The sequence below is a fragment of the Psychrobacter namhaensis genome (assembly GCF_016107545.1).
GTDB lineage: Bacteria > Pseudomonadota > Gammaproteobacteria > Pseudomonadales > Moraxellaceae > Psychrobacter > Psychrobacter namhaensis.
In genome coordinates this window covers 1-13,863 of sequence record NZ_JABASS010000018.1, presented here as the reverse complement: position 1 = coordinate 13,863, position 13,863 = coordinate 1, and the positions used below count along the sequence as shown (strand labels likewise).

The 13,863-nt window shown below is 45.9% G+C and carries 9 protein-coding genes; 3 read left to right on the top strand and 6 right to left on the bottom strand.

The features are described from left to right. Positions 1-345: 345 nt before the first annotated feature. Entirely contained in the window at positions 346-1,710 is a 1,365-nt protein-coding gene (locus tag JFC06_RS11155) for a Do family serine endopeptidase (protein ID WP_227670217.1), read from the bottom strand. An 816-nt stretch (positions 1,711-2,526) separates the two neighbouring features. Here JFC06_RS11155 and JFC06_RS11150 point away from each other — a divergent pair. Further along, complete coding sequence (locus JFC06_RS11150) at positions 2,527-4,818, top strand: cation:proton antiporter (protein WP_198335107.1); 2,292 nt, start codon at positions 2,527-2,529, stop codon at positions 4,816-4,818. 140 nt (positions 4,819-4,958) lie between these two features. Here JFC06_RS11150 and tmk read toward each other — a convergent pair whose 3' ends face one another. From tmk to JFC06_RS11130, 4 genes are all read right to left on the bottom strand, one after another. Beyond that, on the bottom strand, positions 4,959-5,660 hold the full coding sequence (tmk, locus tag JFC06_RS11145) for a dTMP kinase (RefSeq protein WP_198335106.1): 702 nt from the start codon (positions 5,658-5,660) through the stop codon (positions 4,959-4,961). An 87-nt stretch (positions 5,661-5,747) separates the two neighbouring features. Beyond that, positions 5,748-7,004 carry an endolytic transglycosylase MltG gene (gene mltG, locus JFC06_RS11140; protein ID WP_198335105.1) on the bottom strand — a complete coding sequence of 419 codons (1,257 nt, stop codon included), beginning with the start codon at positions 7,002-7,004 and terminating at the stop codon, positions 5,748-5,750. Positions 7,005-7,188: 184 nt separating this feature from the next. Continuing rightward, the gene (locus JFC06_RS11135) at positions 7,189-8,133 is read right to left on the bottom strand and encodes an aminotransferase class IV (protein WP_198335104.1); all 945 of its coding nucleotides are present in this window, start codon (positions 8,131-8,133) and stop codon (positions 7,189-7,191) included. Between the two features lie 15 nt (positions 8,134-8,148). Beyond that, positions 8,149-8,823, bottom strand: a complete 675-nt coding sequence (locus JFC06_RS11130; RefSeq protein WP_198335103.1) for a hypothetical protein — start codon at positions 8,821-8,823, stop codon at positions 8,149-8,151. A 588-nt stretch (positions 8,824-9,411) separates the two neighbouring features. Between JFC06_RS11130 and aroE the strand changes: the two genes are divergently transcribed. Then, positions 9,412-10,272, top strand: coding sequence for a shikimate dehydrogenase (gene aroE / locus JFC06_RS11125; RefSeq protein ID WP_198335102.1), 861 nt, complete (start codon positions 9,412-9,414; stop codon positions 10,270-10,272). Between the two features lie 96 nt (positions 10,273-10,368). On the opposite strand, the gene JFC06_RS11120 is transcribed toward aroE, so the two are convergent. After that, on the bottom strand, positions 10,369-11,496 hold the full coding sequence (locus JFC06_RS11120) for an FUSC family protein (RefSeq protein ID WP_198335101.1): 1,128 nt from the start codon (positions 11,494-11,496) through the stop codon (positions 10,369-10,371). 398 nt (positions 11,497-11,894) lie between these two features. Between JFC06_RS11120 and JFC06_RS11115 the strand changes: the two genes are divergently transcribed. Next, positions 11,895-13,715 carry an acyl-CoA dehydrogenase C-terminal domain-containing protein gene (locus JFC06_RS11115; RefSeq protein ID WP_193005872.1) on the top strand — a complete coding sequence of 607 codons (1,821 nt, stop codon included), beginning with the start codon at positions 11,895-11,897 and terminating at the stop codon, positions 13,713-13,715. Positions 13,716-13,863 lie beyond the last annotated feature (148 nt).

Below are 13,863 nucleotides of genomic sequence, written 5' to 3'. Positions count from 1 at the left end.
TAGCATATTTTGATTTGACCGCTATCAATCAATTAACGTTCAATATAATCAGTGAATAACAAATCAAGCGTCTTTTTTATTGTTTATAAATTATAGATACTGGGCTTTAACCTTGCAACGTAATAGATTAAACCCTTGGTCATTAGTAAGCCCAATGCAAATATACATCAGAATCTTGGACACGGTTAACGAATTTTCAACACATCGATCGTGGGACGATACAAACGAAAAGGCAATCCTCGCGTGCCGATTGCCACTATCGCTATGAATAATTCTATGGGCACACTATTTGAATACTGCCACGCTGTTTTTACCGGTCATCTTTATACCTGTACCATATCACTGTTACTCAATACGGAGGCCGATAATAGCAGGGATGCCTTGGCGAATCACCTCAATGGTCACCACACCTTTTTTGGGCAATGATGAGATAGCACTGGAAAAATCAGTGACTTTCTGAATCGGCTTTTGGTGAAAATTGGTAATCACATCCCCTGCCAAGATACCTGAGCGCGCCGCCAGCCCCGTCGGATCAACCGCGGTAACCAAGATACCCGTTTTATTGTCCACGGCGATTTCTGCTTGCTCATCAGCAGTCAAATTACGCAAACGCAGGCCTAATTGTATGTCATCATTTTGCTGATCGCCGCCTTGGGCTCTGACATCATTGGGCGCATAAGTGAGTTTACCGCTGACGATCATCTGCTTACCATTACGCTGAATCTGGGCACGAAATGTATCGCTAGGTTTGGCACGATTGAGCAAGTTCAATAAATCTGAGGCGCGCATAATTTGCACATTGTTATATTGTAAAATAATATCACCAGGTTTTAGCCCGGCTTTTTGTGCGGGTGAGTCCGGCGATACCCGTGTCAATAAAGCGCCTTGCGGACGGTCTAAGTTATAAGCTTCGGCCAAATTACGATCGATATCTTGTGGATAAATTCCTAAATAGGCCCGTACCACTTCTCCCTCTGTCTTTAATTGCTCATAGATGTCCATGGCAGCGTCAATCGGAATGGAGAACGACAGACCCATATAACCGCCCGTCCCACTAAAAATACGTGAGTTAATACCAATGACTTCACCGCGCTGGTTAAATAGTGGGCCGCCTGAGTTGCCCGGATTTAGTGCCACATCTGTTTGGATAAACGGCACACTAGTCTCACGAGAAAAGCTGCGGGACTTGGCACTGACGATACCAGCAGACGCTGAATAATCAAAACCAAATGGTGAACCAATCGCTAGCACAGGCTCCCCGACTTTCAAGGCATTTGAATCACCAATAGGCAGCGCTGGGAACTGACTACCTGCTACTTTTAGTACCGCCACATCTGAGCGCTCATCACTACCAACCAAGGTCGCATCAAGCTCCGTTCTATCATTGAGCGTGACAGTAATATTATCAGCACCGGCTACCACATGATGGTTGGTCAGCATATAACCATCAGATGTGACAAAAAATCCAGTGCCATAAGCGTGTTCAATCGCAGGCGTGGTGGCCTGATCGGGGATGCGCAGACGATCACCAAAGAACTGCCGCAGTAACTCTGCCGTCTGCGCCTTGGCAAGCTCGGCCTCACTCACCGTTTTTGTGACATTCACGCGAGCAACCGCTGGCGTGACTTGTTGTACCAAGCCAGAAAAGTCTGCCGTGGTCACTGCTGCTTGTGCACTGGTTATGGTCGTGGCCGTGATGCCAGAAACCATCGCCGTGCTGACGGCAAGCGCCAACGCGCCACGTTGCAACCAATGCTGTATTCCAAATTTAGCGTGCGCTGTAAACATATTGATAGGCATATCGTCTTCCATATGAGTGGTCAATTATTATTGTTAAGGGCCATTTTTGGCTATTATTGGTAGTAATTTGTATTAAATAATCTTAAAAAGTATGGCCTTAAACGCTATGAGTCAGTTTACTACCGTGAAAACGCTTTTAAAGCCACATAGTACTGCTGGGATAAAGTTTTCACAGCGGCTGTATCAATATCCAATCACCCAAAGACGAGTGTTCTACTCGAGCGTGCAGGATAAACACGGCTACTGTATGATAAATAGTAACGTAATCTTGTCATGGTTTCGACAGTACAAGACCACCTAAAGCGCAGTTATTTCATCATTACCTGATCCCGTTTTATAGCTGAACGACGATATCGTGGTCAGAGCAGCCATGATAGGTATGAAATAAAACCATGTTATGATAGCAAGCCAAATAACTTTATAAACAAACAAAAGTTAATTTTACTAACTATAAGTTTATCAGATTGGCAATCATTACCCTTATTTTTCATCTTTTGCATTTCTAAAGTGACTCTATATATCTAGATGTATTTAGGAATGCTTTTGTCTTTACTACTTTATAGTATATATATCATATCTAGCGCCTGTTTTACCTCATGACGGCTAGCGTTACTGTAGCTCAAACTTTATAAAAAGTACTGGTATCTCATTGATGACACTGCCTGCCCTTTTTATAAAAGCGATTGATAGATATAAAATATGACAAGATTACAAAAGGATTAACTTATGGATACCGCCCTATTATTATCCGGCGTGGTTGGGATTGGCATTGCCGCCCAATGGTTGGCTTGGTATTTAAAGCAACCGTCCATTTTATTTTTATTACTGATTGGCATTATCGTGGGGCCAGTGCTCGGTGTATTCGACCCTGATTTGGTACTGGGGGAGCTGATGTTCCCTTTCATCTCTTTGGGGGTGGCGATTATCTTATTTGAAGGCTCGCTAACCTTAGAGTTTGATGAGATTAAACAACACGGTACTGTGGTGCAAATGCTGGTATCAGTTGGCGTCCTGATCACCATTGCTATCGTCGCGTTATCGACTTATTTGTTATTCGATGTCGACCCACTGATCGCCTTATTGTTTGGTGCCCTAGTGTGCGTCACTGGTCCGACCGTGATCATGCCGCTACTGCGTAGTGTGCGCCCTAATAAGACGATCTCCAATATCCTAAAGTGGGAAGGGATCATCATTGACCCAATCGGCGCTATCGCGGTGGTATTGGTCTATGAGTATATTATCTCAGGTGGTGAAGCCAGCAGTATCTTACTGTTTGCCAAAATTGTGATACTGGCGACGGCTCTTGGTATGGCGGGTGCTTGGTTACTGGCGTTTTTGATGCGCCGTCATATGATTCCAGAATTTTTGCGTAATGTGTTTACCCTTGCCTTCGTCTTGGTGTTGTTTTCTATCTCCAACCATTTAGAGCACGAGTCTGGCCTATTGACCGTGACTGTGCTGGGTGTGGCCTTAGCGAACTGGCCAAAGTTCCCCCGCGAGACGATTTTAGAGTTTAACGAGTCATTAACCATCCTACTGATTTCTGTGCTCTTTATTATTTTGGCCGCCCGTGTGGAGTTGGCAAGTTTATTGAGCGTTGGTTTCGCAGGCTTGGTACTACTTGCTATCGTGATGTTTGTGGCACGCCCCTTATCGGTGTGGGCATCGGCTATTGGCTCAAACCTCAGGACCAATGAAAAACTGATGATCAGCTGGATTGGACCTCGCGGTATCGTCGCTGCTGCGATTTCATCATTGTTTGCCATTCGCTTGCAAGAGTATGATATCCAAGGAGTTGAGCTACTGGTGCCTTTGGTATTTATGGTCATCATTGGTACGGTGATGATTCAGGGCTTGGGGGCAAAAGTGATCGGCAATTTACTTGGGGTCCGTGAGCCTGAGACCAATGGTATCCTGATCGTTGGCTCAAACCCAATCGCCCTTTTGATCGCCACCTCTTTAAAAGATCAAGGGTTTGACGTCATCGTCGCCCACAATAACTATACCAATATTGCTCGTGCCCGCATGAGTGGTTTGCGTACTTATTTTGGTAACCCCATCTCTGATCATGCAGATCATCATCTTGACCTTATCGGTATTGGTCGCCTGTTTGCCATGAGTATGGATAAAGAGATGAACACCTTATCCGAGATTCATTACCGTCATGAATTCGGTGAGCGTAAAATATACCGTCTTAAATTCAGTGATGAAAAAGTCAGAAGCGAGCGTGAGGACAAGCAATCAAACTTCCACTCACAGTGGCTGTTTGGCAAAGACGTCACTTACACCAAGCTTGCCAGCATGCTGTCAAAAAAAGCCCGTATCAAAATTACCAACATCACTGATAGCTACAGCTTTGAGCAATACAAAGCCGACAACAAACAGTTTGTACCGCTTTATACCATCGACAAAGAAGGTAAGCTGCATGTCTTTACCGATAAATTTGATGGTACCGTGCCACGTGATCGCAAGCTTATCTCGTTAGTGGTAGAGGATGAGGTGCAACCAAAGCCAGTAGATGTAACGGCTAAACAAGAACAAGCCCGTCTGACCGCAGACGCTAACTTTGAGTCCAATTCAAAAGCGCCTGAAAAACGCAAAGAAAAGGAGCTGAGCGATGATAGTAATCATGCTATCAAACCAGAGGCACTAGTAGACGGCGAAAAAGACACGACCACACATGCGGTTAGTGACTCGTCAACTAAACCAAACGACAGCTCGGAGTCTAAATCCCCTAGCACAGCAAAAGGGGCCAATGACAAAGCGACAGAGCCAAAAGAGGCCTTAACTGATACCGCGAATAAAGGGGTAATGTCAGCCAATGCGACGGCAACGTCAAAGAACAAAACGGCCAATAACAGCAGTACCAATGGCAATGGCAGCGCCCCTAAAAACAAAAAAGGTTCGCTTGACCCAAATCGCCTACCCGACTCTAACCAAGACCATACTGTCAGCTCTGACGTCGATATCACGAAAAATGCTGAGCGTCAAAACACAGACAACAACGTAGACAAGTAATAACTGACAGACTATTAACGACCGTCTAAACGGTAATAAAACGTAAAAGCCCCAACGCGATGTTGGGGCTTTTTCAATGCTTCAATGCTTCAATGCTTCAATGCTTCAATGCTTCAATGATTTTTGAGAGTACATTTCAGTTAGGGAGCCGCTAACTTGTCCTGCACCGTTTGCCACACTCTCGCGCTAACGTCATCAGCAGTGCCTGAGGCATCAACACGCTGTATCCGCGCAGGGTACTCAGTAGCAAGGGTACTAAATCCCTTATGTACCCAAGTAAAAAACTCCGTAGCCTGCTGCTCAAACCGATCGGCAGCACCGCGTTTGTTGGCGCGTGCCATCCCCTCTAATACGGGCAAATCCAACCACAAGGTCAAATCTGGTAACTGCGGCACAAACTGGTTGATAAGTGTGTCAATCTTAGCACGCATCACATCATCACCATGCGCGCGACCAAAACCTTGATAGGCAATGGTCGAGTCGGTAAACCGATCACATATCACCCATGTACCGCGTTGCAACGCTGGCAGAATCACTTGCTGCATATGGTCACAGCGCGCCGCAAATAGTAACAATAGCTCTGTATCGTCATTAATATCGGTCGTAGGGTCTAATAATATAGCACGCAACCGCTCCGCAAACGGGCTACCACCTGGCTCACGGGTACGCTGGTATTCGATACCGCTGTCTTGTAAACGCGCGCACAGCTGCTCAATAGCCGTCGTTTTACCCACGCCTTCGGTACCCTCAAAACTGATAAAGCGCCCGTGATGGGGCGCGGTGTCATTGGTTGATGTAGGCAAGATTGTTTGAGACACACGCTCTTGTACAGATGCTGACATGATATGACCTTATGTCACTCATGAGCATTATATTTATAACACTCATTAAATGATAAATTGCTTAATGAACAATACGCAAAAAGTAACTTACTGCGGCGGCGTTTGTGATTTTTTCTCACGCATGACGCTCAAATACTCTTTTACCGCTTGATTGTGCTCAGCCAAGCTACTGGTAAACTTGTGGCCACCCGTACCAGTCGCCACAAAGTATAGCGCGTCACTGTCTGCTGGATGCAAAGTCGCTTCGATAGAAGCGGCAGAAGGAAGCGCGATTGGCGTTGGCGGCAAACCATCGATTTGATACGTATTATAAGACGTTTTTTCGTCAATGTCTTTACGGCGAATATTGCCATCATAGCGGCTACCCATCCCATAGATAATGGTTGGATCTGTTTGCATACGCATGCCTTTATCCAAGCGATTTTTAAACACTGCAGCGACCAATGGACGCTCTTCCACCACACTGGTTTCTTTTTCGATAATGGATGCCATAATCAGCGCTTCATAAGGCGTCTTATAAGGTAAATCTGCTGCCCGGTTTTCCCACGCTTCGGTCAGTGTTTGCTGCTGACGTTTATACAAGTCTGTCAGCACCTGCTTATCACTGGTGCCTTCACCATAATAATATGTATCAGGCGCAAACCAGCCCTCCAGATTGTGATTGACAATGGGATCGCTACTATTCACCACGGCAGCTGGCAATATACCGACCAAATCTAGCGCTTGGGCAATACTGGTATTATCGCTATCAGCGGTTAGGACTTCTTTTTTGATCCCATTATTGTCCCGTAGTGTTTGATACAAATCTTGAGAGGTTTTCCCTTCGATAATCTGCACTTTTACCATCGCTGCTTTTGCGCCCTGCTCTAACACTTGCAGCGCCTCAGCCATGGTGGGGTTTTCTGGTAACTGGTAAATACCCGCATGGAGTGGGGCATCAACTTGTGACTTGATATACAGCTTGGCAACGCTAGCAGAAAACAGCGGAATCTGCTGTTGCCACTGCGGTAGCAAACCATAATAGGTCTGGCCCTTCTCAATGGTGACCATCTGCGCTGGCTGCTCAATACGCCCAAACAACGTTTGATAGACCATCACCAACAAAAACGCGGCAATAAGCCCAAGTACGAGCAGTACCTGATAACCACGCTGCATAAAGAACGAGGGGTTGTCCACTTTATACTCACGCGGCTTACTCTCTCCGCTAATGAGCGAGACATCTGTCGCAGGCGCTTCTTTGACTGGCTGTGGGTCCGGTTGCGCGGTGTCGACACGTTCTCCCACAGTGCTATCTTGTTTATTGGGTGGTGACTCATTAGGGCGTTCAGGTGTAGGCTTACTCATGGCAACTCGCGAGGCAGATGTTTGCTAGAATTTAGCACTGAACTGTGCCATTTTCAATGGTATTTGCTTAGCTTATGAACTAACTTGTCGTTGGTGCTTATTTATCTGCCTTAAAACTCATCGCTTTTGTGGGTATTGCTAGCGTGTCTATTTGTCGATAACAAACTTAGTTTTTCGAATAATATTAAATAGGGGCAAAATCCACAATATCACCTGACAATAACCTCAAGCTGCTCATAGGCATGATACCGCGCAGCGCATTGCAAAAGAATAGTCGGGTTACTCTGGGCAAATCCTCATCTGTTAACGACCTTATCACGACGGGCCGTTCAGTATCAGATAAAGCATCAATAATCACCTGCCGCATGACGCCTGCGACACCTGATTGTGCCATAGAAGGCGTATACCATTGACCAGTGGTTAAATAATTGGGAGCATCTATATCAATCTTAATACTGGGTGTTGGCTCTGACAGTTGATAGAACACATTACTCATCGTGCCCTCAACCCAGTTACCGCTCATATCACGCAGCAGCCCTTCACCAAGACGCGTGACGATGCCAGCCGCTAATGGCTCAGCCTGCATGCGCTGTAACTCACCACTCGCCAGCACATTATCAAGCCGATTGAGACTTTTGAGTCCTGCCAGTGATGATGGCAAGCAGGCAATTTTTGAAGACAGACACATAGCAGCGCTGGTAAGCTGTACAGGGATTAAGCGCCCATCAGACAGAGGTAATTGCTTACCAGTATCAAGAGTCATTGCAGAGGTTTTTAGCCACGCCTCACAAGCGCTCCCAGAGGGGCTGGGCGTATAGCCATAACCTCGAACGTCTTGCACGGCACGAGTCACCACAAGTTTGAGCATGCCCTGCGCCAATTGCTGAGCATGGCTTTGTAAGATGGTCAGTAGTGAATGGCTATCTAGTTTGAGTTGCAAGGCTTTAGCATGGGAAATAAGGCGCTGATGATGATAGTCTGACCACAGTATTCGCCCATCAATGACGCCCATGGTCGTAAAAAAACCATCACCATATGCCAAACCACGATTGTCCGGTGACATGGTGGCCACCGAGGCATCTGTCATATCGCCTGATACAGGTAAACGTAGCCACTTATTAGACGGCATGACAGCTACCACACATTAGTTATTGTCTGTTTGGGCGGCAGATTTATTGATGACCAACATACAGCTATAAAACTCGCATTTTGCCAGCTCTATTTTTTGTCCACCGACCATTTTATTTTTGACGATTTGACCGTTGAGCATGTCAGCAATCAGTGTGCCACCCTCTTCGCCCATCAGCTGCCGCGCGAGCTTATAAGCTTTTTTGGCATGATTTTGACTCAGCTCTTTTTCTTTATCAGAGTCGGTAGGATTGGCATAATACCAGCCAAGTTCAAGATACTTCTCAGAGTCGATAATGTCTAAATAAGGCGCGTCCGTGTTCATAAAACGGTATTTGGTTGCTGGGTTGCTGGCATAGTCTAAGCTGTTTTCATCGGTGCTGATCACTTTACCAAAAGTCGATCTGATACTGTCTAAATCGTCCACATTAACTGACTCTACGTTATCAGTATGCCATGCCGAGACATCGTATCTGACTGGTGTGCCTTGCTGAACCGTCGCACCATCTAAGTCAGCCTTGGTCGGCGTACTAGCCGGTACGGCCGTATCAGCAGCATCTGTCTGTTCACTGGTTTGCGCGTTAGCGTCTTGATTTTGGGCATCACCTTGGCTACTATCACAGCCACTGATCGACACACCAACGGCCATTATCGTACCGACCAGAAGCGTCTGTAGGGTATTATTCCACATGGACAATTTACTCACATTTTCAGATTGGTCTCAAAATATTATTAACGAGCTGGCAGATAGATGCCGCGGTTAATAAAGACTGTTTTTATTAATAAGCTTGCTTATCACTGAGCACGTTATTCCTCAGTTTTTATCATTTAGCCATCGTTAGTGGCCTATTGACACAAAAATGACATACCAATTTCATGCGCCCTAGGCCGTGTCCACATTTTAAAAACGGTGATAAAAATAAGATAAATTGCCGTCAAACAAGAAAAATAGTGCAGATAATATCGAGATATTAACCAACTATTTGCCGCTGTTTGGCAAAATTTAGCTATTCTTAGTCCATTTAGAGGATAATCGATTGAACTGAGGACACGCCCTAGTGTACCCAACTGCTTAACACTTGACTACCCTTTACGTTACGCGTACCACTCCCAGAGAGGACAAATTTGTTAAAGTTCTAACGTGAAAAAACGCTCGCCTGCGTTAACTATTTATTCATTAAGCCGCGTTTGTTAAATGTGGCAGTATCCCTTATGATGAATGCGTTTTGACCCCTCTTTTAAACATGACTTTTTGCCTTTTACCGCCAGTGGAGCATTTATGACTCAGCATTTTATCGTTATTGGCAATCCGATTGCCCACAGTAAATCTCCTGAAATCCATACGCGATTCGCCGAGCAAACGGGCATCGATATTAGCTATCAACGTCAGTATTGCCCCGTTGATGCTGCCAGCTTTACCGCGGTGATTGAGGCGTTTTTTCATGGTGGCGGCATCGGAGCCAACGTTACCGTACCCTTCAAGCAAGTGGCTTATGACTGCTGCCTGGCGCGCGGCGGTTTATCAGAGCATGCCAAGGTTGCCGGTGCGGTCAATACGCTATTGTTAAATAAAACGTGGCGGGAGAACGGCACACCGATAGCAGAGGCCATCTATGGTGATAACACCGACGGTCAAGGGTTGGTCAATCACATCATGAGTTTGCGCTGGCCGCTCGCGGGCGCACGCGTTGCACTCATTGGCGCAGGCGGAGCAGCCCGTGGTGTGGTACTGCCACTGGTAGAAGCGGGTATTGCATCACTTACCATCGCTAATCGCACCCTAAGCAAGGCGACGGATTTGGTCCATGAGCTGAGTGCCGCCAGTCCTACTATTGATAAGCAACAGATTGACACTTGTCGCACAGCTGAATTAAACGGACAATTTGATATCATCATCAATGCCACGTCTATTGGCTTATCAGGTGATACGCTACCCCTTAGCGAAGCACTCAACTGTCACTATGCTTACGATATGATGTATGGTCGCCCGCTGCCGTTTTTACAGCGTTTTAGCGCCCGTGGCGCGCAGGTATCCGACGGCTATGGCATGCTTATCGGACAAGCCGCATTAAGTTTTGAGCGCTGGACAGGTCAGCACATTGATGTGGCGAAAGTCACTCATACTTTGCTCAATCATTAATGAAAAGCGTGCATGAAAAAGGCGTATAACTCTGGTTTATACGCCTTTCACTATTCATTACTATTTACTCACAACACTTTATTTAAAGGGCGTCATTTACCCAAAACGAGCCAGCAGCCAGTTCTCCATACGCCGTAGCGGCACTCGTAAATTGGTTGAATGCATCACTACGCCACCACCCAGACCGACTAAGCAACCAATCAACGTATCAAACAAGCGCGCAAGAATCACTGTCTGATAGGCTTGCTCATAAAGTGGTAAACCACTGCCATACTCAGCGATAAATATCGTCAACGGCGTGATGAATATCACTGCCAGTCCATAATGTCGATCGACCAACGATTCAATACAGAGCATCATCGTCAGGATTGACACTGCCACTCCCCATATCGATAGCCCCCAAGATAACATCCAGCCCGCCAGACTCACGCCCACGATCGTTCCTAGTAAGCGATGAATTTGCTTAATCCACATGGTACGCAAATGAATACCTTGAATAATAAGAAAGCAGCTGACCGCTGCCCAATAAGGATTGGTCAGATTGAGGCCTAATGCTATGAGCAGGGCTAAACTGACGAAACCCGCCACGATAACACTCTCAGTGATCGTGTCTGGCTCGTAGCTATAAGTGGGCGTAGGAGTCGATGGCCGCGTCGCTAATAGAAACAAGGAATACGCGAGCGCCATGACGAGCGCGAAACCACTACCCAGCATCACCAAACCTATGGCTGGCATAATGTCCTCTAAAGGCAGTGGTATAAATAACGCAATAGCCCCAGCCATCATCACAAACAATCCTGCTGGCGGCGGCTGTCGATAATAACGCCCGAAAATGACGATACCAAAAGCCATCAAGGTAAATATTGGCAATTTTAATAAAGGAGCTTGCTGGGCAATCAAACCCAGCGCAAAGCACAGCGACATAGCAAACCCCCACGCCATCACCGTGACCAAGCGATAGGACAGCTTACCCGCTAATGGGGTATTTAAAATCACCATCGCACCCAAAGACGCCTTAATGCCTGATGGCAAAGCACCAAAATAAGCCCCCACAAACACAGGAAAGCTGATGGCGATCGTCGCGATAATCGGCATATGCCAAGGTCTTTTGCTACGATTCACTGTCAACAAATGGGTCAGCTCACCATCCAGTAAAATTTTTATGCGAGCCAATAACTTTGTCAGCCAAGATGCTCGCTTTGTCTTGCGCGTTGATGCGCTCATGGTTGGCCCTCCTTATTACTATAAATGCGCTTAAACGGGAGTTTTTATACGCGAATATTGACGATAAATCCGCGCTTAATCAGCAGCACTAGTGAAAATTTAATTTACAATGCAACACTTAAAGTTTTAATTATATATATAAATCATGAATATTAGTTATTAGTTATATATTTGTCGCTATAGAAGACTTATACTGACCTTAACGCCTGAACAGCTGTTTTTTATCAAGGACGCCTTAACGGCCATCAAAATGGACACGCTGTTTTTCATATAGCTGAGTGACGACCAGTAGTATTGACCCCCTTTACCCCAACTCATTAAATAACCGTTTATGTAAACCGTGGCTCCATTGTGATGAGCCAACAGGCTACGATAGCGAATAACTAAAGAGAGCGACTATGTTAACTTACAAAGCCCCTTTGCGTGATATCAAGTTTTTGATTAATGATGTTTTTGACTTTCAAACTCATTATAAAGATTTGGACAACGGCGAAAACGCCGATCCTGAAACGATCGATATGATTTTACAAGGCATGGCAGATTTTGCCGAAAACGTCCTTGCCCCTATCTATCAGTCAGCTGATGAAGAAGGCTGTCATTTTGACAATGGAGAAGTGACTACGCCAAAAGGTTTTAAAGAAGCTTATAACCAGTTTGTCGAAGGCGGCTGGCAAGGCATCTCCTACCCTGAGGAATACGGTGGTATGAATTTGCCAACCTCAATCAACCTCATCAAAGCTGAGATGATTGGTACGGCTAACTGGCCGTGGGCGATGTACACAGGTTTATCAACCGGTTGTATCAACACCCTCCTCCAGTACGGTACGGACGAGCAAAAAGAGCTTTACTTACCTAAATTGGTCGAAGGTTCTTGGGCCGGCACCATGTGCTTGACTGAACCTCAGTGTGGTACCGACTTAGGACAGGTCAAATCAAAAGCCATCCCACAAGATGATGGCACGTATAAAATTAGCGGTACCAAAATTTTCATCTCAAGCGGTGAGCATGACCTAACAGACAATATCATTCATATCGTCTTAGCCCGCCTGCCAAATGCACCAGAAGGCACACGCGGTATCTCGCTGTTCATCGTCCCAAAATTCACCCCAAATGCTGACGGTGAATCTGGCGAGCGTAACGCGGTAGTCTGTGGTTCCATCGAACACAAAATGGGTATCAGCTCATCTTCTACCTGTGTGTTGAACTTTGATGGTGCGACAGGTTACTTGATTGGTGAGCCGCACAAGGGTCTAAAAGCCATGTTCACTTTTATGAACACGGCCCGTATCGGGACTGGTATCCAAGGATTGGCGCATACTGAGCTGTCTTTCCAAAACGCGCTACCATATGCAAAAGAGCGCCGCTCGATGCGTGCTTTATCAGGCACTAAAGACCCTGAAAAAGTGGCTGATGCCATCATTCATCATGCGGACGTACGCCGTATGCTATTGACGCAAAAAGCCTTTGCTGAAGGTGGCCGCTCAATGATTTATCATTCAGCGCGCTATGCAGATAAAATGGCACAAGGCATCGCAAACGGCAATGATGAAGAGTTCGAAAAATGGGATGATAAACTGGGATTCTACACCCCTATTTTAAAAGGTTTCTTAACCGAACTGGGCATCGAAGCTGCCAAACATGGTCAGCAAATCTATGGTGGCCATGGCTATATCAAAGAATGGGGTATGGAGCTCATCGCTCGTGATGCTCGTATTGCCACTCTATACGAAGGTACGACTGGCGTACAAGCGCTTGATTTATTAGGTCGTAAAGTGATCTTGCAGTCTAAAGGTAAAATCATCCGCGATTACACCTCAAGCATCATGAAGTGGTGTGGCGAGTATGCCCTTGATAAAGACATGCGTAAATTCGTTTGGGCCCTAACCAAGCTGTGTGCTGAGTGGAACACCCTAACCGTACGTTTGATGCTCATGGCACGTAAAGACCGTGAAATCATCTCTGCTGCCTCAGACGATTTCTTGATGTACTCAGGCTATGTGATGATGGGGTATCATTGGGCACGTATGGCCGCTGTCGCTTATGAAAAGCTAAAAAATGGCGGAACAGAAGCACCAGAATTCTACCAAGCGAAAATCCAAACGGCCGAATTTTACTTTGATAAGCTGTTACCACGTACTTCCGGTCATGCCGAAGCCATGGTGGCACCAAGCGAAAGCATGACATCAATGGAAATTGACCACTTCTCTTTCCTCGATTAGAATTTGGGCTAAGTGTAAATCACACCTAGTCGATCATTGTTAAAAAAGTAGCTGTCATAAAAAGTGCCTGTCATAAAAAAGTGCCTATCATTTTGAACCGACCCCCATAAGTTGGACACAACTTATGGGGTATTTTTATGCGTTACGA